The organism is Clostridium grantii DSM 8605, assembly GCF_900129965.1.
In the GTDB taxonomy this organism is placed as follows: Bacteria; Bacillota; Clostridia; order Clostridiales; family Clostridiaceae; genus Clostridium_AF; species Clostridium_AF grantii.
Genome location: NZ_FQXM01000039.1, coordinates 1 through 21,741 on the forward strand (window position 1 = coordinate 1; position 21,741 = coordinate 21,741).

The window sequence follows — 21,741 nt, forward strand, 5'->3', positions numbered from 1 at the left end:
TAATTTATCCACCATATCATAAGCTATAACTTCATCTTCCACAGTAAAACCATATAAATCTATGCTATTATTCAATATAGTTTCATCTTGAACTTCTCTATAATGCTTAATTGTTCCTTTAAGTAGATTTATATTACTACGTTTAACTGTGATAGCTAAAAACGAGCTAAAAGAATTTGAATTTATATTATATAAATTAATAGCTTTTATAATACTTAAAATACTATGTTGTACAATATCCTCAAACTCATACCCTGGTATATGATATTTTGATGCCTCACTTATTACCAAAGGCATATATTTATTTATAATAGTTTCAGTAGCCATGCTATCTCCTTGTTTTGCTTTTATAATTAAATCTTTCAAGTTGACACCCCCAATTTATATCTAGTGTAGGCCTGCTACACCGCTAAATTTTATCTATAATTTTCTCTTTTCTAATACACCTTATCTTTGTATTGCAACGCAAAAATACCGTAAAATTCAGTTATGAATAATACGGTATTTTAAAAATTATTAAATTGGATTAGAATCACAAACAACTGTTATGCTCATTATTTAACCTTATCAATCTTTTCAATATATAAACTTATTTCTCCACAAATAGGACACACTGCCACTGTAGGCTTTTCACTAAAACCTTTTTTTGCAATAGTCATATTTGCTAATATCGTAGAATTATTTATTTTCACTTTGTATCCATCAACCATGGTTGAACCACAATTCTTACAAACTCTCATATTGTTCTCTCCCTTCGCCAAATAAGAATATTGCTTATTAAATTTATCTACTGTTTTTATCCATAAATATTTATTTTTCAGAAAGGTTATATAAATAAAAGCAAAAAAGAATCTCCATCCTCTCAAAGAACTTCCACACTCAAATTCAATAACATCATTTTCTGAAATATAAAAATCCAACTTATTACTTCTACACCAATCAATCTTTAAATAAATTGTATGCTCACCTGGTGCAACTTCAAAACTATTTATTTCCCCCTGATTAATATCACCTAAATAATTATTATCTAATATTATTTTGTATTTTCGCATACTATCTGCATATCCATTTTTTCTTCTAATCTTTATCAAAATATCAACTCCATAATTTAGTTATATAAGAAAAATGTGAACTGATTTAAAAAGAAGTTACTGATGTAGAATTTACTTGAGAAAACAATACAAATCCAAGGATTATAACTAATTGACAACATACACCTATAATACTGACAACCCTTCCTGATACAGCCAAACCAATTCCCGTTTCCTTGGAATTGTTTATTTCTTTAATAGATTTATAGGACATGACTATTCCCATGATGCCAAGTATTAACCCAATAAAAGGTAAGAATATTGATAAAATCCCTAATACTAATGAGGATATTGATTTATTGTTTGTTTTTTCCATGTTATATTTAACCCTCTTCTCCATAATATATTATAATTTTAAATTAATTCATATGTAAATTATAACGCATTTCCCATATTACTACATCATTATATTTCTACAATAGTAAAGATTTTTATTTTTAGAGGGATTCAAGTTCAACTATGAATTTTTACATGTCCTATAACTCCCAGGAATCAATGATTTTAGAAAACTAGTTGATACGTCTAGTTTTTAGTACATGTATAAAATAAGTTTACGTATGGTTTATCCGTAGGTATCCCAGTTCAACTATTAATTTATACATGCCTCAAAACTCCCAAAGGCCGGAGCTTTTGAAACAAGTATAAATTAAGTTTCACAATGGGATCCCTATAATACCGTATTATTCAATTTTCAAAGATCATTATTCCTACTTTTAATTGGAATGTGCTATGAGTGCATTTCTGCTCTTCATTTTGTGCATCCTATTGAGTGCTTGTCCACTGTTCTGATAACAAGATTCCAAATTCTCCACTTCTTAATCCAAAATATCTGTATTGCCTCTAACATAATCAACCATTTCCCTTAAACACTTTCTACAAAGCGAAACTTTACCAATAGTAATTACTCTATTAACCTCACCACATTGCATACATCCAACACTATATTTTTTTAGATAAATCTCTTCCTCCTCTGTAAATATTTCTAAGGAATCCCTATCTTCAAGATTCAAAGTCCTTCTTAGCTCTATTGGAATAACTACTCTGCCAAGTTCGTCTAAAACCCTTGACAATCCCCCTTTTCTTTTGAGCTAAGTATGATATACTCCCCCTCCTTCGATATATCAACCTGTGTTTGTCTTTCAACAAAATTAAGTTTCTTTCTTAACTCCTTTGGTATAACTATCCTTCCTAAATCATCTAATCTTCTTACAATTCCTGTTGCTTTCATTTTCCTATCCTCCATTTTCTATTTAAAACATATCCTTTACTTCACAAATTTTTTCAAACTGTAATTATATTTAACTCCTTTAAAAACCGTTATATTATCCCCGCACATTTCTAAAATTCTTCTAGCAATTGCTTGATCTAAATCAATTAACATTTGTGGGGTACACTCACTTGATACTAAGATAGGTAATTTGTTTAAATACCTATAATTGATAATTGGATATATATGTTTAATGTCTGAGCTATTTAATTCTGCAATTAATTTATTGTTTTTTATTTTACTTTTAAACAAATCATCTAATATGAGCAGCTCTGCTCTACAATACTTTGATTGAATTCTTATATAATTTTCATCATCCATGGCATTAGCTTTTAAATCTCTAATGACTTCTTCATAAGGCATATAAACAACTTTAATAAATCTTTCTTGCCTATTTAGTAACGCTGCTCCTATAGCTATTACTAAGTGACTTTTTCCTGCCCCCGGCTGACCAAATAAAGCAAAACTATTTTCTTTACTTTTCTTTATTTCATCAAAGTTTTGTATATAATTAATGGCTTTATTCTTAACTTCATAGGTTACATCATCATAGGCCTTATAATCATTAACTTTTAGAACCTCTTCTGGTTTAACTCCAAATCTACTCCAAGCATTTTCAACAATTCTTTTTTCATAACAATGACACCTGGTACAAACATTGTTTTCATCTATAATCCAAGTAGTATCCATACACTCTGCGCACTTATATTTATCCTCCGAACATTGAGAAATCGTACAAGCTGATTGCATCCTTTTTATGGTTGCTTGTATGTCCATTTTTTTCTCCCCTTCCTTCTGCTCTCCAATTATTTAGCACCCCTTGAACATAACTAAGATTTTTTTTATTTCTCATAACTGCGATATCTATTGCATCTTTAAACCATTCGTAAGTAAACTCCTTAATCAACTCAGTAATTTTATCTAAAATAATTTGTGATACTGTTCCAAAACCTGCTGTTTCATAATAATTACATCCTTCAAGAAAAAAATTAGAAGACCACATTGAATTGTTTTCTTTTTTTCTTTTCTCTTTATCTTCTCTTCTATCTTTATCTTTATCTTTATCTTTATCTTTATCTTTATCTTTATCTTTATCTTTATCTTCTTTCTTCTCTCTTATTTCTTCTCTCTTCTCTCTAGGAGCGTTATTTAACGTTTCAGTAACGTTACTTGTAACGTTACAACATATTTCTTCTTTGGTTATTGCTTCAATTTCCTTTTTCCTTTCTCTATGTTTGGAAACTCTTTTCCTTGTTTGCTCCTTGATTTTTTGCATACTTTCAAGGTTCTGATATTTACGCCAATTGCATAACTGTATTCCTTTTTTATTAACTATTATCATGTTTAATCTTTCAAAAGTTTCTAGTGCCAACCTAACAATGTTAGTTTGTTTTCTGAATTTATAAGCTAAAGTATCTTCCGTATAAGGAATTTTTTCTGTTAAATAAATATACCCATCATCATTGCACTTACCTGCCAACACAAGCAATCTAACCCAAATAACAAGTATTGAATCTCCTTCTGGTAAACTTTGTATAAAATCAATTTTTTCATCATCAAACAATTCAATAGAAAGTTTGATCCATTTAACATCAGCCATTATTTTCCTCCTACCCTATTTTTTCAATTTCAAATTTATCTGCCCCTGTACTTGTTACAAAGTATTGATATTCATCATTAATCATTTCCTTTAATAATCTTTCTTGAGTAGCTGGATTCAAACCTTCAAATTTATCTATGCAAATCACCTTCAATTCTCCAGCCTGGGCTTTTGCAATTTTCATAGCAAGTTCTAACTTTTCCCCATCAGAAAGTCCATCTATCAATATATTATTTATCCTTATAAAGCCATTGCTATCAACACTAATACCCTCAATTGGCATCTTAGCAGTTTGTAGCAATTCCCTTGGTAAACTTCTAGCTTTATCAACTCTCTTGGTTTGTATTGCTGCATATCTTTCTTTACTTGCTAATTTGTTATCACGAATATCAATCAACATATCCCATTGTCTTAAATAGCTTTGCATTTCTGCCACTTTATCAGCTTCATCTTGAAGTGGCTTTATATCAATAGCCTTGTTATTTTTCATATATTCAATAGCTTTACCAACTTTAATTTCCTCTTTTTCTTTTTCAGTTAGTATTTTTTCATTTACTGCTTTAATCTCCTGTTCTTCAGTAACTCCTAAAGAAACTAACTCTTGCTCTTTAGCTGCAATTTTCTTTTCTTGTAATACTATATTGTCTTTTTCACTTTCCTTAACAAATTCACTTGATTTTTTCAACCTTTCTTTATTCTCTAATAATGTTACATTTATGCCTTTCAATTTTTCTTCATGAGAAACTTTAGCTTTTTCAACTTTTAAAAGATACTCTTCTTCAAGCTTCTTAAGGGTTTGTGATAAATCTTCCTTTAACTTGTGTTCTTCTTGAAGAAAATTATTTGTTGCTTCCTTTAATTCAAAATCTAAATTCTTATCAGCATTTTCTAACGCATTTTTACTTTTTTCTATTCTGGCTTTTGAAAGTCCTATAATGTCCTTTATATCTGCTTTATGCTGGTTGAAGTTTAGCTTAATTCTATTTTTTTCACTTTCAGCATTAGCTTTTATAGCTGCAATTTTATTATGAAAATTTTCTTGAAGAGCTTTAGCATCTTCAATCCAGTGATTAATTTTCTGCGCTTGCGAAACTTTATTATAATATTCTTGAACTTTTTTATCTCTCCATAGCTCTCCATGGTACTCCGTTGGCAGTTCATCCAAGATAACCTTTATTTGAGTTTTAAGCTCTTTTATTTGTCTATTTACTTCTTCTCTATCTCTATAATACTTGTCCTCTATAGCTTTAAGTATCACTAAAATATGATTATTATAATCTATATTACTTGGAAGTTCCCCGAACCATTCAATGATATTTTCATTTGTCCAATCTATTTTCAACATACCAAGAATACTTTTAGTTTGCTGCTTTATATTCATATTCACCCAATCCAAAGGCCTAAATATATCACCATTTATAAGGTTTCTCAGAAATTTTTCAGTAGAAGGCACTCCTTCATCATCTTTTCTAATTTTTAAATAATCAGCTTTTTCTAACCTAACTCTTCTATCTACTTCCAATCCATCATCCAACTTAACATACAAAGTTGCTTCCTCTTCTCCATGTCTTATAACCTCAGTACGTCTATTTTTGTTAGTAAAAGTTTTTTCAATACCTTCAAGTATGCTACTTTTCCCGCTTCCTTTAGGCCCTTTAAAAATATTGATTTTGCTACAATCCAAATCTATTTCTTTTAACCCTAAGAATTTTTCAATACTCAAACTTTTAATCATACTCATACTCTATCTTTTCTCCTTCTTTAAATTAAAAGTCAAAACACTGCCCTTTCTAAACTTAAATCATTCAGCGCTTTGTTCACTATAATGTACAGCCTTGTTAAAAAAAAGTTCTTCTACTGAAACTTCCAGTGCTTTTGCTATTCTAAGCGCAACGTCACAAGAAGGTTTTTTTTTACCATTTTCAATATTAGATAAATACGGTCTTGTGATTCTAGCTTTATTCGCTAGTATTTGTTGAGAATAACTTTTGCTTGTCCTATACAACGCTATATTGTTTTCTATAGTATACAACTCCTTTCTTTTTTGTATTTATATGGTTACATTTTTTATTTTAAACTTATTTTCTCAGTCTGTCAACTATAAAGTACAATCAATGAAAATAAAGTTGTAAACAATTGATTACATTACTGTTATAATAGAAACATGAGGTGATAATTATGAAAGCATTGGGCCAGTTAATAAAAGATTATAGAGCTACCAATGATTTGTCTTTAAGAGAATTCGCAAAAAAAAGTAATGTTAGTCATTCATATATAGATAAATTAGAAAAAGGTTTTGACAACAGAACAGGCAAAAAAGTTGAACCAACTATTGATACAATAGAAAAAATATCAAAAGCTATGAATGTTTCCTTAGAATTTGTTTTAACTCAAACAGGTAAGATCTCAAAGTATGAAAAAGCCGGTTCTATTTCGGAACAAATACTAAAATTTATTGAAAATGAATATGGAGATATTAATTATAATGAATCTTTAGTTAAAGATTTAGCCAATGTTATTGAAAATCATTTAACAGAAACCAATAATAAGAAGGATAGTGATTAATCAAAATCAACATCCTTTTTATTTATATATATTTTTAATGCTTTATTTACATCAAAACTATCAACGCTCTTACAATTATTATAAAGATAAGCTTGGACTATCTTTTTTACTTCTTCTCTACTTATTGTTTTCTCTTCATTTTTGTGCTTTTCCATTCTTCATTCCCCCTGAAACTATATCTTGATTCTTTATATATTTCTTATAGGTATCTCAGTTCAATTATTATTGCCTGGTAATTTCTTATAAATATTTTAACACTTATTACTATTATTTACAAGAACATTTGTTCTAATTATTCAATTTTGAACACAAAAATCTATGCTATATAGGTATCCCAGTTCAACTATTAAAAGGCTCAATAGAATATATAGTAACCTATCCTATTGAACCTTCGTCTTTTTTTGTTTATAAAATTTTTATTTTTAATCCTATAAGGCTATCTTTACTATTCTACAATATCAACTAGTTTCCTCGCAAAAACACTAAAAATACTTATCTAACTCATCCAAACTTTCTAGCTCAAAAATATCTATTGAAATAATATCTAATACTCTATCTGATAATTTCATTATCTTATTTTCATATTCTTCTGATAAATTCCCAAATTTTTTAGTAAGTTGCTTTACTAGCAATTCTGCTTTACCTTTTTCTATCCCCTTCTCTATCCCCTTCTCTATCCCTTTTTCTATCCCTTTTTCCATTCCTTCTCTAACACCATCATCTCGTATCATTTTCCCAACTTCAGTCATTTCGAAAACCTCCTTAAATCTTTTTTTACTTTTTTCATCACCAAATTTTTCTAACAAAGCATACAATAAGATAACACAATTGATATTATTTATCTCAATTCATAAGTGTTTAGCTTAATTTAAATGAAATTTTTCTCTAATTCTTAAACCTTTCGAAACAAAAATCTATCATCACCAAGAAATCAAATTAATAATACTCATATAATATCCGTTATTAGTTAGTCATTCGACTCTTAATTTCAATATATAAGTCATCAATATCCATGGAAATTGCATTCTTAGGAATAGTTATTATTTTAGTACTTCCTAACATAAATCTTCTAAATAAGCTGATTTTACTTAAGATTTCTTTCATATTTGATGAATATATTCCAATTGATTTATATCCATTGTCATTATAAGTAAAAACTTCTTCTACCTCACTCCACATTAACATATCTATTTTAGCATATACAGCGTTAATATTGATTTTTATACCACTATCATTTATCACCATCAAAGGTTTCTTCTTTAGATAATCAATAGTATTAGAACCTAATATCCAAAGAGAAAATATAATCATTAATAAGCCAAAAAATTTTAAAAACAAACTTTTTAAAATTATTACTGCTAATATAATAATTTCTGTTTTGATCTCACCTTTAAAATCAAAATATTTGTTCACATCAATTTTAGCCTTTTTTAGTCTCTTCCTTCTAAAGTATGAAGTTAATAGCGTTATAACGCATGGACAAAATACTAGAAAAAGGTAATTATAATTAGGCATTTTACTTTCAAAATTATAAATAGTGATAATTATGCTTATTAGTGGCTGTTAAAAAGTGATTTATTGGCATTTTTCTACTACATAAATGATATTCATTCCACAATCAAGAGTTCCTTGTAGTTTTGAAATTTCAATCTCTTGCTTTACAATAAGTTCCCAAAACTCTTTATCTTGTCTTGCATTTTCTAATGCATCATTTCTTGATTGAGAAAACAAACCTGCTGAACTTTTTTCTACAACTTTTACTGGAAAATTTGAAAAGAGAGTATCCATTTCAGAACTTCTCATCATATGCACATAGTGCTTACTTGGGACAGGATAATGGTCTTCATCTTGAACCCCTGTATCAAATAACCATTTAGTTGCTTCAATTCCAAATAAGTTTTTTTCCTCTCGGATACCATCTAAATAAAATAATGATGCCCCTATGAAACTCATGGCTCCGATAATCAGTTTACCTCCCGGTCTTAACACTCTAAGCATTTCTTCTATTCCTGTTAGTTCCTTTTCAAGCAAATAGTTAATAACACCGCCTATGCAAACTACGCAATCAAATGATTCATTTTTCATAGTTGGCATATTAACTACATCCAATATGAGAAAATCTTTAATACGATTGTACAATGACAATTCTTTCATCTTTTCTTTATTAAATTCAATTTGATGAGATGATATATCGGCAACAGTAAGTTCTTTGCATATATTTACAATATTTTTCGTATATCTGCCAGACCCAGCTCCAATCTCAAATACGCAATCCGATGGTTTTATATACCTCTTTAAAATATCTAAATGAACATGATATAAAAGTTCTCCCTGTGCGTCCTTTTCAAGTCTAGTCCACTCTCTATCTCCATAATTATCATAACGATTTTTGGTTATTTCGGGGTTGTAACTCATGAAAACATCTCCTTTTAAAATTTAATAATAAAATATCTATAATGTCACAAATGTCACCTTCATTCATGCAACCACCTCCCAAGAATTTAAATTATCTTTAGTTCACATTTTCTTACTATTGTGTCCGTATTTAATTATACATCATAGCAATGTAGTTATTTAAATATTTGACACAATTACATATAAATCACTTTCCTAATTTTAAAGTCTTTTAACTTTGTATCAGAATGAGTTTTCTTTAATGGATTCTCTGAAAAATGCCTCATCAGCTTATATAACTCCACCAACATTCCCAATACCCATATAAACTCTGATAGCATCTAAAAACTTATGCCTCCAATAAAAAGATGTAGTCACACTAATCTCTACTATATCGGCATATTTTCTTATGGAATAGCCTTTTATTTAACTGTTATTGCTGATATATTATATCGAATGTACTCTTTATCTACCTCATTAAAACTCCTTTGCTATACCTTTCATAACCGCATAGTACTCCCTCACCAGATAATTAATTCTTACTGTAATTGGCGTCTTGCTTGAAACACCATCTACTATCAAGCCACTATTTTCTGCCACAAGCATTGCTCTATATAAATGGTAATCATTTGTTATTATCAAAATCTTTGGAACCTTTACATCTGATTTCATAATCAACTGTTTTGAGTATTGAAAATTTTCTACTGTTGATGTAGACTTATCTTCAAGCAAAATCATTTCTTCCGGCACTCCTTGGCCAATCAGATATTTTTTCATAGCCTGTGCTTCACTAATATCCTCACCTTGTCCTTGACCACCAGAAACTATAATGAAACTCTTTTTATTATTATCAACAATTTCTATGGCTTTATCTAATCTTTGTTTTAAAACAGAAGAAATTTTTTACTTCAACCTAAAGGTCTTCGGTGCCAATTTATAAGTCAATATCAATGCAAACATCATATACAAAATTGTTGCCACAATTATACCGTAACTAAAATACAAAGAAGATGTTTTTATTTGAAGACTTCCATAACAAATCAAATACATTACCCCATTAACAATACTAAACAATGGACTTTTCACTTCTAATTCCTTTGTATAAGGTTGCACTACATAATACAAAAACAAGTGATGTATTGAAAAAAAACAAGATAAACAAAGGATACAAATAAACACCGGAATAGACCCAATTATAAGCCCACTCTCCCTGCTAATTATCATTATCAAAATTAATGATATACATATAGCTAGCGCAGGTATTAAATTTAGAATCACTATCTTCTTCAGCCTAATTGTGAAATTAGATAGAATGGCATTTCCTTGTCGATAGTATGTATTCCTCAATAAACTCACATCACAATTATGAAATATAGCCTTACAAACTCTTTGGGTTGTAGACATAAGATACATAACAAATACCCATATATTTACACTTACTTTTATAGCATTAGAAATATCTGTTCCAGTAGAAGGTTCAAGAATAATTACTGCTACAAATGCTATAAAGGTAATAGCTATCAATGCAACTCTAATTTTTATAGGTTTGCTAATTATCTTTTTATATCTTAAGAAAAATATAGCATTTAAATATTCATATCCCTTTTTATCTTTATAAATATCCTTGGTAATATTCCCCTTAATCATTTTAGCTTCATCAACTTTTACATCCGCAAATTTTGCATCCTTCAAGATTTTTTCAACTTCAAAGGCTTTTTCCCTAGCAAGAAATTCTCTTGACATAGCTTTATATTTTCTATATCTAAATAAATATATTAATGATATTGCTCCTAGAAGAATTAAAATCACCATTGTCACAATATTTAATAATATACTTGCAAAATTAATAGTTAAATTAAATACTGGTAGCGCATATGCCAATACTAGGCCAACTATAATTATAATTCCTTGTATTTTTTCATTATCATTCAAACGCTTTCCTGTTTTATCATAAATAAATAAAAGAATACATTCTCCAATAAACTTTACTATTGTCAACTCCACCATTAGCATTAAAGCTTCAAGTATTGATAGCTTAATAAAATTACCAATGATAATTAGAGGTAGTAAAAAATATATAAAATCCGTTATCCTTTTGTATATTAACTGGCTAAGATAAAACTTTTTAGCATCAGCTCTCATTAATACTATCATATTATAAGCATCTCTATTACTTTTATCAAAAATCACAGTCATAGTCAAAGGCCCTATAAAAAAACTCAAGAAGAAAAATATATGTAAAAATTTAGGCAATATTCCATTGCTGTTAAATGTGAAATTATTCATAAGAAAAGAAGGAAATAAAATCATTATTCCTAGGTAAAAAGCTTTACCCAAAAATGCTAAAAATATTTTAAGCATCTCTTCTATTACCCCTAAAACAATTTTTATTTCAGTTTCATTATAAAGCTTATCAGGTATCTTTTTCCCTATTAAAGGCAATCTTTTTAAAAAGTGTATAAGCGTATTGCCACCAATTGCAAAATTAACTTTAAAGGTAGCCAGAAATGTATTAATCATTTTCATTCTCCTTTAAAATCTCCATAATCTCCGCTTCAAATTCAGGGCTTTTAATAAGCTTATTATCCAATAATTCCAAAACTCCATCGTTAAGAACAACAATTTCATCACATAAATCAGTAGCTAACTGCAAAATATGTGTTGAAAAAATAATGATGTGATCCTCTTTAATCTTTTTAAGTAGGTTCTTCATTTCTAGTGCTACCACCACATCAAAAGAAGTTAAAGGCTCGTCCAATAAAATCACTTCAGGTTTTGTAATTAGAGTGGTCAACATTTGAATTTTATTTTTCATACCATGAGAATAACCCTTTATTAATCTATATCTATCTTCTTTATTAATCTTCATCCTATCTAAATATTCATCTATTGAAAGTAAGTTTTCTATCTTATCTTTGTTTATATCTATAAAAAATTTCAAAAATTCATATCCCGTTAGAAAATCTGGAAGTATGGGTTCTGAAAATACATATCCTACTTGAGAATAATCTGCTTTTACATTTTCTTTCTCATATTGGTGAAAAGTAATACTTCCTCCATCATATTTAATTTCTTCACTTATGCAATTAAAAAGTGTAGTTTTACCTGCTCCATTACGACCTAAAAGTCCATAAATTTTACCTTTCTCAAAAGTAAAGGTTGATTTTTTTAATACCTTTTTATCCCCAAAGTTTTTCTCAATATCTTGTAAAATAAGTTGCATGTATTTTCTCCTCTATATTTAAGAAATTTATATTTAATTACTCTTTCACCTATTTTACCATGATTTGGCATGCATAAAATGACAAAAATATTACAAAATTTAATTGAGTTAATAGATTATTTCCTCCAGAAACAGATATGTTTCCAACCTTTTCGCAAATTCTTTCTATATATTCTAATTCCTTTAATTTATAAAGAGTTTGATTTTCATCCATTAGTTTTGCAGTATTCAACAAACTTCTAGTAGAAGCAACCATCCCTCATAAGCACATTAATAGGAATTCCAGCTAAAGCCACCTTTCCTTGGCACATTTCTATTTCTATATGATATCCAAAGAATGATAAATAAGAATGTTTACCTGGTGTTAGAATTTTTACAAATTTACCATTTTTAAATAAATATCCTCTTTCATTTTCTTTAATAATAGTTTTCATAATAACCCCTCCCTAATAAATCTCAGCACAAATTTAGCAATTTATTTTACATAAAATAAATTGTTTTCTACCTCATAGATTGATATAACTTGTAATGCTCACAAAATTCAATAGGGAGCCTAGATTAAGTATATATTAATCAAACAGTTTCTTATATGCTGTTTCATATAAGAAGGAAAGTGAAAAATAATAAACGGTATCCTCAAAGCTGCAAGCTAAGAATTATGTTGTAAATACACATTGTTGCTTAAATGTATTCACTGAGCATTACATTTATATCTTTTTTATTTTTCTTATTTGGTGTAAATTTTTTAGTTAAGGATTCGAACCTTCTTCATAACACCTAACTAAGCCTTCATTCGGCATACTGTAAAGATAGAATCTTCCAGCACCACTTGGTTAGTAAACCAAAATATCGAATTACTAAGCTTATATGTAATTTTTAACATTTATTTTTATATTTATCAATTAATATAACTTGATTTTATATAAATAACCCGTTAGTGTTTTAAATAACAAATTAACCCACTTCAAAAAGCAGGTAGTTTTATTTTCACAAAACTATCTGCTTTTTTATAAAAGTTCCATTTATAAAATATATCTTTTTTTATATTTAAATCCTTATTATATCTTTTACTTTAATTTCAAGCTTTCTATAAACAGCTTATCTTCTTCACCAATTTCCTGTATTTTCGAAGTTTTCTTTTCTAAATCGCTATATGATAGGTTGGAGTTATCCGCAACTATTTGAAATACGCCATTAACGTCCATATAAATAATCTGCACAGCTGTTATATTGTACTTATCACCAAGTTGATCAATGATTTTACGTGTGATTTCTGCAGGTTTTTTTATACTCTCTTTCTCTATAATACTAATATCCGAATTTTTAATTCCTAATATATACAATTTTTGTTCTAAACTAAGGTCTTCAATTTTATTAGTATATTTATTATTAGCATCAATTACTGTGTAAATATATCCATCGGTAATCTGAATGTTCTCCTGCAAAAACTCCTTGGCTACAAAAAAATCTGAATTAAATTCTGTAGAAATTTTCTCCATCAACACTTCATCACCTAGCTTATTTTCAAACAAACTATATCTTATCTCTTTGATATTTTGATTATTTCCACCTGAAAGCTCCGCAAAATAATATTGATCTTTAATGTTATAATCTACCTTTGTTACTAGTTGTACATCTCCATACATTGCACTTGCATAGTTTAATATTTTATTTTTTGCTAAAATTCCACCAAAAGGAGGTCCTTTAAATAAACTGAAAACAAATAAACCTATAAAACAAAGTAACACTATTATAATTACTTTCAAAATTAAAAAAAAACGGTTCTTACTCATTTAAAATCCCCTTTTTTACTATCAATTTATTCCAATTCCCACATTAAAACTTATGCTGTAATCATTCTCTTCTGTAATCATAAACTTCACTTTTCACATTTAACTTTATATCATTTATTTTTACAATCTCATCATTTAACCATTGAATATGGGCTTCTTTACAGTGATATTGCCAATAAATATTTTTGATTTTGCCATTTTTATTATTCTTTAATGTACATAAAACTGTAAAATCAGTTGTTGCTCCAGAATTATTCAAATAAGCAGTTACAGTATATATTCCATTTGGTGAAGTTTGATCCTGAAGATACTCCTGTCCATTAATTCTTTGAATATCAAAGAATGCCCAGTTAATAGTATAGGCTACTCCCCCAACAATAAAAGCAATAATTATAAGTATTGTTATTGACCGTTTTTTTTGTTTTTGATTCATATACCCTTATCCTCTCAAAAATAATAAATTTAAGGTTAATTATACCATATTACGTACACTAAGCTCACAATCACTAATCATATTTTTAACTTTATCCAGTATATTGGTACTAATAATTATATCTTACTTCCTTAAAATATTAAACCTCTACTTTCTTAAATAATCTTCCATGGTATTAATGGATTACTTTGGAAGTATTTTCAATATAACTACCTTAAAGTATAAGATAGTCATATTGAATGAATTTAATTTTACATTTTTGAGATGTGTTCTTTGATTTTTTCAAAGGTATTTTTACTGATTACATGCTCTATACGACAAGCATCATGTTGTGCCGTTTCTTCATCTACACCAAGTAAAACAAAAAAATGTGCCAATATGTTATGGCGTTCACGCATTTCCGTTGCAATTTTTAACCCTTTAGAAGTAAGTTCGATATGATTATGAGAATCTACTGTTATATAACCATTCTCTTTCAAAATTCGCATAGCACGGCTCACACTGGGCTTTTTAATTTGTATTAGAGTTAGCCTACGCTAACTACTTTGCCATGAATGATCACCCACTTCTAAAAGTGCATAAAATACATGAAAATGCTAGGAGGGATAAAATAAAATTCAAAAATAAGTTGTAAAATTCAAAAAAATAATCATATTAAAAGGAGAATATAAATGAAAAACAAATTTATTACATTATTGTTAACGGGAGTTGTATTCGTTGGAATGTTAACCGCTTGCTCAAATGCGCAAACAAGTCAAAATGTTGAAGAGGAAAAGTCTGTATCTGAAAGCAATACTTCAAATACTAGTGACTTTGATACAGATAAATACATAATAAACCAAAACGAAGCAGTTAAAATAATGGGACTTGAATCTGCTCCTGTGTCTGCAGTAAGCATTGGTTTATCATCAAGTCTCATTGCGTTAGAAAGTGGTATAAACATAATAGGCATACCAAATAATCACCATTTACCAGAGGAATACTTAGAAACAGTAAGCCTTATTACGAATGATAAAGGTGATGTGGACTGGAACTTAATAAAAGAGCTAGCGCCTTCTGTTATTATCGTTGATGAAATTTCTCAAACTAAATTAGCTGCTGAATTAGCTGAATTGAATATTCCACTTTATACTATATCAATCACTACATATGAATCTACATTTACTGAAATTGGTGTCCTTGGCTCTGCGTTTGGGTCAAATGATACAGCAAAAATAACTATTGAAAATTACATAGAACGTATTGAAGATATGCTAGGAGAAATAAAGGATATACCTGAGAAATCCTTAGCAATTGCCCAACTAACTGATGATGGACTAATGATTTATACTGGCGGCACCTATGCTAATGAATTATTAGAAACGGTAAAGATTAAGAATACTGCAGAAGTGATGAATATACCAGATACCACAGAAAATGGAGGAACTGCAAAAATCGAAATAAGTGATTTAATGAATGCTAATCCTGATAGTATTGCCATAATAGCAAAAGGAGTTAGTGAAGATGTATACAATGCACTTATGGCTGAATTTGCTAAAGAAGAGTATAAGAACGTAAATGCTGTAAAAAATTCAAGTATAGAAAAAGTTGATCATCATCAATTCATGGTTAGGGGTATATTAGGTATTAACGGAATGGAAACAGCATTCAAACTTGCCTATGAATAAGGAGCTATTATGAATAAAAAAGTTTTAATAGTCGCAACGTTATTATTAAGTATCTTTCTGAGTTCTTGCAGTACTTTAAAAAGTCAGTCACAAACCTTTTATGTAGATGGTACCTATGAGGGAAAAGGAAATGGTTACGGTCGTGGTTTAAATGTTTCCGTTAATATTAAAGATGGAGAAATTAACGATATTGTGATTGTGTCTCATAACGAGGTTGGTAAGCAATACTATGAACAAGCTTTTGAGGAAATCCCTAGGGCGATTATTGAAACTCAAAATATCCACGTCGACTCAATATCAGGTGCAACTAACACAAGCAATGGTATTAAGGAAGCAGTTGGAAACGCTCTAGAAGAAGCTAGTAAATAAATCTAAAAAACAGAATTTACTGTATCAATTAAGAATAATATAATAAATTAAAAGGTTTTAGGTGGATATACGACTATTTTATTAAAGTTTATCCACCTATTATACTTCTAAAACATAAAAAAAAGCCTGATACTTTTAACTTGACATAAATAAGCATGGTGATTTTAACACACACTCCGCAAATACCTTTTTCTTTATATGTATATTTAGTATTTGGAGAAAAATTTTTACTATTCAGTATAAATTAAGTTTCACAGTGTGATCCCTATATCTAAAGAGCCTTATCAAAAACTATTTTATTCTTACCATTTTTTTTACCAATGTAAAGGGCTTTATCAGCATTTTCAATTGCTTTCTCTACCAATTCATTTTTGTTCCATAAAGCAACTCCAGCAGTAAATGTTACATTTTTTTTCTTGTCTAGCCAAGAAAAATGGTGTTCTTTAAAATCTGTTTGAATTAATTGCAATTTATGTTTAAGGATTTTTTGAGAAGAAATAAAAGATATAATCATAAGCTCTTCTCCACCATATCTGATTCCATATTCATTAGAATTTATTCTTCTTTTTATAATATTCGCTATAACTTTAAGTACCTCATCGCCATTAACATGTCCATATTCATCATTCACTTTCTTAAAATCATCTAAATCAATCAAAACAACATAAGCTTTATCATTTTCCTCATGAAGAAATTTTTCAGCCATGTGAAATACTCTACGATTATAAAGCCCTGTAAGCTCATCAAATATTGAAGCTTCCATAGCAGATTTTCTCATTACTTCTGTTCTAAAAAGTATCCTTGCATAATTTTGTAATAATAAAGATATGCTTATTATCATCCCTAATCGAATGATTAAACGACTGCCATCACTACTTAAATTATTACTTGTATAATAAATAACTAAAGAATAACAAATAACTATCCAGCAAGTTAGTATCAATAGGTTTTTCCGATTAATGCTTAGAAGCACATAACTAAGTATTATTATGTACCCAAGATAAAAGTCACTACGAATTCCTCCACGTACAACTATAGCTATAGAAAGTAAAAATACATCTATATATAGCATATAATAATCAAACTTTAGTTTTTGATTCCCCTTTTGAAGAAAAGCAATAAAAGATACTACAAAATATAAAAAGCATATACCAATTAATAGAAGAATATGTTTTTTATAATCAGATATACTTACCAATAATAATGCCAACATAATTCCTACTATACGTATTTGAAAATGAATTTTTCTGATTTTTTCCATATTTTTCTCCATAGTATTCTCCTTTTTACTTGATTATTATCCGTATTATTTAGTTCTAAATTCTCTTTAATCATTTATAAAATTGTCACTAAAAGTAACATTTGATATATGCAAAACATACCATAAATTTGGCATACTGTAAAGATAGAATCTTGCAGCACCACTTGTTATTAAAATCACAATAGTATATTTGTAATAATATACATATATCTTACTTCCTTAAAAGAATAAAATTCTTCTTTGTTAAATAATATTCCATGGAATTAATGGAATAATTTGATATAATTTGCTATAATTTTAGTATCAAAGTAAAAGGAGGGATGCCAAGTGCCCCGTCCCATAGATGATAAAGTATTATCTGCAGCAAAACTAAATAAAATAAAAACAAATATTCACTTCTTTCCAAATCACTTGAAAGCCACCATGTCCAAAATCCCAACATATCCCCTTACCATTGTAGAGGCCGCCTCCGGTTATGGTAAAACAACCTGTATTCGGTATTTTTTTAGTTCCATTACAGATGCAGATATTCGTTGGATTAGCTTTAGTGAAAACGAAATGCCGGAACAAGCATGGGATAGATGTTGCCAGGTCATAAAAAAAATAGATTCAGATGTTGGCAATCGCCTTCTGTCCCTGGGGTTACCAACTTTGCATAATACAGATGAAATATGCCAGCTTTTATATGAACTTTTCTGTGATGAGGAAACCTATTTGGTTTTTGACAACTTTCAATTTCTTCAAAAATATTTTACAAAAGCTATGTGGGAAGCATTTTTATTCAACAACTCAGAGCTACTTCACATTGTAGCCCTGACACAAATTATAAACAAGGAATCAGAATTTTTAACTCGCTTTGCAAAATGCCTTTACCTAACCAGCGAGGATTTGAAATTTAGCAAAAATGATATAACCCAATACTTTAAAAAAGCAGGATTGGCGTTAACCAACAGCCAGCTTCACTTTTTATATCAGTACTCAGAGGGATGGATTGCCCCCCTTTACTGATATAAATGAAGCTATCATCCTCTTGCCCTCTGCATACATTTTAATAGCTTTTGAATTCTTTACTCAAAATTGCTATGAGGAATATGGGACTATCTGTGAAACCCTTCATGGTGCTTTAAAGTGTGAGGCTATTAATGGTCATAAAGCAGAAAAAATCAAGGGAGAGCTTGCACTCATCGAATCCTTTAGTGTGTTTAATAACATTGGGCAGATGGGGGAATGTCAACAAAAAGCATTTACACTCCTCAATGGAAAAAGCAGCTTGATTACTCCCCGTGATCCATGGACATTCGGCAATCCAAGTGTTGTTTCGCTTTATTGGAGCGAAATTGGAAAACTTGATACTCATATAAAAGATATGGATCGATGTATGCCCCTTTACTCTTCAATGGTAAAAGGACATGGAACAGGTGCGGATACCATTTTCCGTGGTGACAGGGAAATGTACGAGCTTTGCAGTGAATAGGGTATGATGAAGAACTTATTTATATAAAAGACGTTAATACATCACCTCAAAATATTCCTGTTATTGTAACTCAAGGTACACTTATAGGTATTACTCCTATGGAAATGAATAACGATTATAATGGCGGTTATTACTACTCAGATTTGACCGAAGATGATTTGACCATTATCATAAACACAGCATTTACCACAAACAAAACTGACAAAGAGAATCTTAATGACTATATCGCACGCTGTGTAAATGAAGTAAGCGGCTATGAAGTGAATGACTTATCCATTGAGCAAAATAAAACCCATAGCAATAGAATATCCTACCCGGTATATCTTCTTTCATGGTCTATAGGATCAAATGAAGACGCTAGACACGTGGAAGCTTTTTTCTTCATGACAGATACCCACACCTATATTTATGCTTTTAAATCATTAGCAGATTATTCACAAGAAATAAAAAATATGTATTTAAGCGAATTTGGTAAGCTAACATTAAATTAGTTGAGCTTAAAAGATATAAAAAGACGGTATCTTTAAAAGAAGTGTGTCCTCAATTTTGTTTTGCTTATTTAATTTTAATATTAATTTATACTTTTTTCACAAATTCAGATTTTAGCTTCATAGCTCCAAATCCATCAATTTTACAATCAATATTGTAATCGCCATCAACCATAAGTATCTTATTTTTACATAAATATAAAAATAAGCGCCCAGAATTGTATCTAGCCCTTGGAAGAAGCAAAGCAAGTTCGTCAGATGAACTTGCTTTCAGTTTATTGCACATTAATTTCAAACCATTCATTAATTAATTCACTTTCTTTAAATCCTCTATTTATATACATATTATAAGCTGGTGTGTTTTTGGTAATAACAATCAAATTAATTTCTGTTACTTCCCTTGAATTAAGAAAATTGATAGCCGTTTCTAAAAGACGTTTTCCATATCCTTTTCCTCTGGCCTCTTTTATCAACCCCAACTCAAATTCACCCACTCGCTCTTCAATATTAAACTGTAACATACCTATCATTTCATTATTTATTGTTACTATATAGTAGCAATTATTATCATCTGCATTTTTTATATATTCATCAACCTTACTTTCTGTTAATGTACCCCCATTTGGGACTTCCTTAAAAGCATCATTATGAATCCTCAAGTATTCATTCTTATTTTCCTCAGTTAAAATGGTTAGATTTAAAGGTAAATCTCGAATCTTTCTATCTTTTAATATCATTCTAATTGATGAATATTCTTTATGTAAACTCAGAGAATTTAAGGTTTTAATTAAAATATCATCAGTTGTTCCTAAAAACAGTTTCTGTGCTTTATGTTTTTTAGCAATATTTTTAGCTGCCTCAATTAATTCACTTGCAATTTTTTTCTTATTTTTAACTTCTTCTTTTATGTCTAAATTAATAGCATAAGCAACTTTTTTTTCCATACATTCTATTAAAATTATTTGTATCCTTGCTATAACATCTTCATGGTTGATGGCTAAAATAATACCTTCCCCAAAAGCGTATTCCTCACTCCTTAATTGCTTATCCATTTCTTCAATAGTTACTTTATTTTCTTTATTTCTATTTATAAATTTATTTAATTTTCTAACCTCTAATTCATTTAATTCTAAATACTTCTTAATCACACCCTAATCTCCTTTACATTCTTTATTCTTAGCAAATGAAGCCCAAAGGCTCACTACTTTCCTTAGCTGCTCCCACATAAGCTATCACTTTTAATAAAAATAAAAGGAACAATAAAAGCAGCAAAAACTATTCTAGTTATTGTAAAGAGTCAAGTGTTTATAGTTATTTCTACTTATATACTCTTTGCTATTTATCTATTCCAAACGTATTAAATCTCCTATTAATCTTCTCACAAGCTTCTTGATGAAATAAATCTGTAGCGTTGATAATATCATATTGTGAAAATTCATTAATAAATTTCCTAACATTTTGTTCTATTAAATCCTTTGGATTAAAAAACAACAATTCTTCATTTTCACCCCTTGTTATATTAGATAAATCTGTTCTCTTTATAGTTTGTTTTTCGAAACCGCCCTCAATCGTTTCAATTTCTACTATCTCTAATATAACTTCTTCATCCGATTGTAATATTACGACAGATACAATTTCTGGTTTTATGTAGTCCCTATATTTTGACTTTAGATTATCATAAAATTCTATGGTACTGTAAACTGAATCCATATATTTTCCCTCGCTAATTTTTTTAAATGTTCTTGCTCTAAATCCTTAACTCATATTGTACCATAAAATCATAAATGCATTCTAGTCCCATTTGCTATGCTCGCATTCTCACAATTCTAAATATTTTGGCAACAATCTCTTTGGTTAATTAAAGAAATTTAACCACAATTATTAATAAGATAGTTTTTCATGTTTATGATAAAATTATTATTAATAAAAGAAGAAAAGTTGTTAAAATTTGAACAAACGAATAAGGAAATTAATTGATAATTTAATGTATATCTTGAACTCAAAACTGTTAAATGAGTTAGCTATAAAAGCTAAATTTCTAATAAAAGATAGCAAATTCACTCCAGAAAAATTTATAAGTTTATGTGTGTTTTCAAATAATCATTTATGTGAAAAT

At 28.9% G+C, this 21,741-nt stretch carries 28 protein-coding genes and 3 pseudogenes; 6 read left to right on the forward strand and 25 right to left on the reverse strand.

Annotation, left to right across the window (positions count from 1 at the left end; all coding sequences use genetic code 11):
• The 9 genes and pseudogenes from BUB83_RS19460 to BUB83_RS19495 all read right to left on the reverse strand — a co-directional run.
• On the reverse strand, positions 1–366 hold a 366-nt coding region (locus BUB83_RS19460; RefSeq protein WP_073336487.1), incomplete at its 3' end, for a sigma factor.
• A 188-nt stretch (positions 367–554) separates the two neighbouring features.
• Positions 555–1,091, reverse strand: coding sequence for a hypothetical protein (locus BUB83_RS22585; RefSeq protein ID WP_073340782.1), 537 nt, complete (start codon positions 1,089–1,091; stop codon positions 555–557).
• Positions 1,092–1,137: 46 nt separating this feature from the next.
• Entirely contained in the window at positions 1,138–1,407 is a 270-nt protein-coding gene (locus BUB83_RS19470) for a DUF4190 domain-containing protein (RefSeq protein WP_084133712.1), read from the reverse strand.
• A gap of 499 nt (positions 1,408–1,906) precedes the next feature.
• Entirely contained in the window at positions 1,907–2,161 is a 255-nt protein-coding gene (locus BUB83_RS19475; RefSeq protein WP_073340784.1) for an AbrB/MazE/SpoVT family DNA-binding domain-containing protein, read from the reverse strand.
• A gap of 85 nt (positions 2,162–2,246) precedes the next feature.
• A pseudogene (locus BUB83_RS23010) lies at positions 2,247–2,319 on the reverse strand (AbrB/MazE/SpoVT family DNA-binding domain-containing protein); the annotation flags it as partial.
• Positions 2,320–2,355: 36 nt separating this feature from the next.
• The gene (locus BUB83_RS19480; protein WP_084133714.1) at positions 2,356–3,135 is read right to left on the reverse strand and encodes a DnaA ATPase domain-containing protein; all 780 of its coding nucleotides are present in this window, start codon (positions 3,133–3,135) and stop codon (positions 2,356–2,358) included.
• On the reverse strand, positions 3,068–3,958 hold the full coding sequence (locus tag BUB83_RS19485) for a phage replisome organizer N-terminal domain-containing protein (protein ID WP_073340785.1): 891 nt from the start codon (positions 3,956–3,958) through the stop codon (positions 3,068–3,070). Before BUB83_RS19485 ends, BUB83_RS19480 begins: the two co-directional genes overlap by 68 nt.
• 10 nt (positions 3,959–3,968) lie before the next feature.
• Positions 3,969–5,699, reverse strand: a complete 1,731-nt coding sequence (locus BUB83_RS19490; protein WP_073340786.1) for an AAA family ATPase — start codon at positions 5,697–5,699, stop codon at positions 3,969–3,971.
• A gap of 60 nt (positions 5,700–5,759) precedes the next feature.
• Positions 5,760–5,990 (reverse strand): helix-turn-helix transcriptional regulator, encoded by a 231-nt coding sequence (locus BUB83_RS19495; RefSeq protein WP_242950724.1) that lies wholly within the window; start codon positions 5,988–5,990, stop codon positions 5,760–5,762.
• 146 nt (positions 5,991–6,136) lie between these two features.
• On the opposite strand from BUB83_RS19495, the gene BUB83_RS19500 reads away from it, so the two are divergent.
• A complete protein-coding gene (locus tag BUB83_RS19500; RefSeq protein ID WP_073340787.1) occupies positions 6,137–6,523 on the forward strand; it encodes a helix-turn-helix domain-containing protein in 387 nt (128 codons plus the stop codon).
• Here the strand turns inward: BUB83_RS19500 and BUB83_RS22075 are convergent.
• From BUB83_RS22075 to BUB83_RS22335, 12 genes and pseudogenes are all read right to left on the reverse strand, one after another.
• A complete protein-coding gene (locus tag BUB83_RS22075; protein WP_159434120.1) occupies positions 6,520–6,678 on the reverse strand; it encodes a hypothetical protein in 159 nt (52 codons plus the stop codon). The genes BUB83_RS19500 and BUB83_RS22075 overlap by 4 nt on opposite strands.
• 327 nt (positions 6,679–7,005) lie before the next feature.
• Positions 7,006–7,272, reverse strand: coding sequence for a DUF4351 domain-containing protein (locus BUB83_RS19505; protein WP_073340788.1), 267 nt, complete (start codon positions 7,270–7,272; stop codon positions 7,006–7,008).
• 214 nt (positions 7,273–7,486) lie between these two features.
• Positions 7,487–7,936 carry an STM3941 family protein gene (locus BUB83_RS19510; protein ID WP_073340789.1) on the reverse strand — a complete coding sequence of 150 codons (450 nt, stop codon included), beginning with the start codon at positions 7,934–7,936 and terminating at the stop codon, positions 7,487–7,489.
• 162 nt (positions 7,937–8,098) lie between these two features.
• Positions 8,099–8,938 (reverse strand): class I SAM-dependent methyltransferase, encoded by an 840-nt coding sequence (locus BUB83_RS19515; protein WP_073340790.1) that lies wholly within the window; start codon positions 8,936–8,938, stop codon positions 8,099–8,101.
• A gap of 456 nt (positions 8,939–9,394) precedes the next feature.
• Positions 9,395–9,817 (reverse strand): YdcF family protein, encoded by a 423-nt coding sequence (locus BUB83_RS19520; RefSeq protein WP_084133716.1) that lies wholly within the window; start codon positions 9,815–9,817, stop codon positions 9,395–9,397.
• Positions 9,818–9,820: 3 nt separating this feature from the next.
• Complete coding sequence (locus BUB83_RS19525) at positions 9,821–11,437, reverse strand: hypothetical protein (RefSeq protein WP_073340792.1); 1,617 nt, start codon at positions 11,435–11,437, stop codon at positions 9,821–9,823.
• Positions 11,430–12,140 (reverse strand): ABC transporter ATP-binding protein, encoded by a 711-nt coding sequence (locus BUB83_RS19530; protein ID WP_073340793.1) that lies wholly within the window; start codon positions 12,138–12,140, stop codon positions 11,430–11,432. Before BUB83_RS19530 ends, BUB83_RS19525 begins: the two co-directional genes overlap by 8 nt.
• A 49-nt stretch (positions 12,141–12,189) precedes the next feature.
• Positions 12,190–12,393, reverse strand: a pseudogene (locus BUB83_RS19535) (hypothetical protein); the annotation flags it as partial.
• Complete coding sequence (locus tag BUB83_RS23015) at positions 12,380–12,574, reverse strand: hypothetical protein (protein ID WP_073340794.1); 195 nt, start codon at positions 12,572–12,574, stop codon at positions 12,380–12,382. The pseudogene BUB83_RS19535 and the gene BUB83_RS23015, both read right to left, overlap by 14 nt.
• Before the next feature lie 633 nt (positions 12,575–13,207).
• Positions 13,208–13,933: a YfjL-like protein gene (locus BUB83_RS19545; protein ID WP_073340795.1), complete on the reverse strand. Its 726-nt coding sequence runs from the start codon at positions 13,931–13,933 to the stop codon at positions 13,208–13,210.
• Between the two features lie 61 nt (positions 13,934–13,994).
• The gene (locus tag BUB83_RS19550; protein ID WP_073340796.1) at positions 13,995–14,366 is read right to left on the reverse strand and encodes a DUF5412 family protein; all 372 of its coding nucleotides are present in this window, start codon (positions 14,364–14,366) and stop codon (positions 13,995–13,997) included.
• A gap of 251 nt (positions 14,367–14,617) precedes the next feature.
• A complete protein-coding gene (locus tag BUB83_RS22335) occupies positions 14,618–14,854 on the reverse strand; it encodes a metal-dependent transcriptional regulator (protein WP_073340797.1) in 237 nt (78 codons plus the stop codon).
• Positions 14,855–15,037: 183 nt separating this feature from the next.
• On the opposite strand from BUB83_RS22335, the gene BUB83_RS19560 reads away from it, so the two are divergent.
• Positions 15,038–16,033 (forward strand): ABC transporter substrate-binding protein, encoded by a 996-nt coding sequence (locus BUB83_RS19560; protein ID WP_073340798.1) that lies wholly within the window; start codon positions 15,038–15,040, stop codon positions 16,031–16,033.
• Between the two features lie 9 nt (positions 16,034–16,042).
• Positions 16,043–16,402, forward strand: coding sequence for an FMN-binding protein (locus BUB83_RS19565; RefSeq protein WP_073340799.1), 360 nt, complete (start codon positions 16,043–16,045; stop codon positions 16,400–16,402).
• 271 nt (positions 16,403–16,673) lie between these two features.
• Here the strand turns inward: BUB83_RS19565 and BUB83_RS19570 are convergent, their stop codons facing one another.
• Positions 16,674–17,675 carry a GGDEF domain-containing protein gene (locus BUB83_RS19570; RefSeq protein WP_073340800.1) on the reverse strand — a complete coding sequence of 334 codons (1,002 nt, stop codon included), beginning with the start codon at positions 17,673–17,675 and terminating at the stop codon, positions 16,674–16,676.
• Positions 17,676–17,990: 315 nt separating this feature from the next.
• Between BUB83_RS19570 and BUB83_RS19575 the strand changes: the two genes are divergently transcribed.
• The 3 genes from BUB83_RS19575 (at position 17,991) to BUB83_RS19585 (ending at position 19,628) form a co-directional block, all read left to right on the forward strand.
• The gene (locus BUB83_RS19575; protein WP_073340801.1) at positions 17,991–18,671 is read left to right on the forward strand and encodes a hypothetical protein; all 681 of its coding nucleotides are present in this window, start codon (positions 17,991–17,993) and stop codon (positions 18,669–18,671) included.
• A 22-nt stretch (positions 18,672–18,693) separates the two neighbouring features.
• Positions 18,694–19,137 carry a hypothetical protein gene (locus BUB83_RS19580; protein ID WP_143160603.1) on the forward strand — a complete coding sequence of 148 codons (444 nt, stop codon included), beginning with the start codon at positions 18,694–18,696 and terminating at the stop codon, positions 19,135–19,137.
• A 98-nt stretch (positions 19,138–19,235) separates the two neighbouring features.
• The gene (locus BUB83_RS19585; protein ID WP_073340803.1) at positions 19,236–19,628 is read left to right on the forward strand and encodes a hypothetical protein; all 393 of its coding nucleotides are present in this window, start codon (positions 19,236–19,238) and stop codon (positions 19,626–19,628) included.
• 85 nt (positions 19,629–19,713) lie between these two features.
• On the opposite strand, the pseudogene BUB83_RS19590 reads toward BUB83_RS19585, so the two are convergent.
• The 3 genes and pseudogenes from BUB83_RS19590 to BUB83_RS19600 form a co-directional block, all read right to left on the reverse strand.
• Positions 19,714–19,806, reverse strand: a pseudogene (locus BUB83_RS19590) (PhnA domain-containing protein); the annotation flags it as partial.
• 94 nt (positions 19,807–19,900) lie between these two features.
• Complete coding sequence (locus BUB83_RS19595) at positions 19,901–20,773, reverse strand: GNAT family N-acetyltransferase (protein ID WP_073340804.1); 873 nt, start codon at positions 20,771–20,773, stop codon at positions 19,901–19,903.
• 187 nt (positions 20,774–20,960) lie between these two features.
• Complete coding sequence (locus BUB83_RS19600) at positions 20,961–21,335, reverse strand: hypothetical protein (RefSeq protein WP_073340805.1); 375 nt, start codon at positions 21,333–21,335, stop codon at positions 20,961–20,963.
• Positions 21,336–21,741 lie beyond the last annotated feature (406 nt).

Coding starts and splice junctions, on each gene's coding strand:
- BUB83_RS19470 (WP_084133712.1), bottom strand. CDS start 1,407: ATGGAAAAAACAAACAATAAATCAATATCCTCATTAGTATTAGGGATT.
- BUB83_RS19480 (WP_084133714.1), bottom strand. CDS start 3,135: ATGGACATACAAGCAACCATAAAAAGGATGCAATCAGCTTGTACGATT.
- BUB83_RS19485 (WP_073340785.1), bottom strand. CDS start 3,958: ATGGCTGATGTTAAATGGATCAAACTTTCTATTGAATTGTTTGATGAT.
- BUB83_RS19490 (WP_073340786.1), bottom strand. CDS start 5,699: ATGAGTATGATTAAAAGTTTGAGTATTGAAAAATTCTTAGGGTTAAAA.
- BUB83_RS19500 (WP_073340787.1), top strand. CDS start 6,137: ATGAAAGCATTGGGCCAGTTAATAAAAGATTATAGAGCTACCAATGAT.
- BUB83_RS22075 (WP_159434120.1), bottom strand. CDS start 6,678: ATGGAAAAGCACAAAAATGAAGAGAAAACAATAAGTAGAGAAGAAGTA.
- BUB83_RS19505 (WP_073340788.1), bottom strand. CDS start 7,272: ATGACTGAAGTTGGGAAAATGATACGAGATGATGGTGTTAGAGAAGGA.
- BUB83_RS19515 (WP_073340790.1), bottom strand. CDS start 8,938: ATGAGTTACAACCCCGAAATAACCAAAAATCGTTATGATAATTATGGA.
- BUB83_RS19525 (WP_073340792.1), bottom strand. CDS start 11,437: ATGATTAATACATTTCTGGCTACCTTTAAAGTTAATTTTGCAATTGGT.
- BUB83_RS19530 (WP_073340793.1), bottom strand. CDS start 12,140: ATGCAACTTATTTTACAAGATATTGAGAAAAACTTTGGGGATAAAAAG.
- BUB83_RS23015 (WP_073340794.1), bottom strand. CDS start 12,574: ATGAAAACTATTATTAAAGAAAATGAAAGAGGATATTTATTTAAAAAT.
- BUB83_RS19545 (WP_073340795.1), bottom strand. CDS start 13,933: ATGAGTAAGAACCGTTTTTTTTTAATTTTGAAAGTAATTATAATAGTG.
- BUB83_RS19550 (WP_073340796.1), bottom strand. CDS start 14,366: ATGAATCAAAAACAAAAAAAACGGTCAATAACAATACTTATAATTATT.
- BUB83_RS22335 (WP_073340797.1), bottom strand. CDS start 14,854: ATGCGAATTTTGAAAGAGAATGGTTATATAACAGTAGATTCTCATAAT.
- BUB83_RS19560 (WP_073340798.1), top strand. CDS start 15,038: ATGAAAAACAAATTTATTACATTATTGTTAACGGGAGTTGTATTCGTT.
- BUB83_RS19565 (WP_073340799.1), top strand. CDS start 16,043: ATGAATAAAAAAGTTTTAATAGTCGCAACGTTATTATTAAGTATCTTT.
- BUB83_RS19570 (WP_073340800.1), bottom strand. CDS start 17,675: ATGGAGAAAAATATGGAAAAAATCAGAAAAATTCATTTTCAAATACGT.
- BUB83_RS19585 (WP_073340803.1), top strand. CDS start 19,236: ATGGAAATGAATAACGATTATAATGGCGGTTATTACTACTCAGATTTG.
- BUB83_RS19600 (WP_073340805.1), bottom strand. CDS start 21,335: ATGGATTCAGTTTACAGTACCATAGAATTTTATGATAATCTAAAGTCA.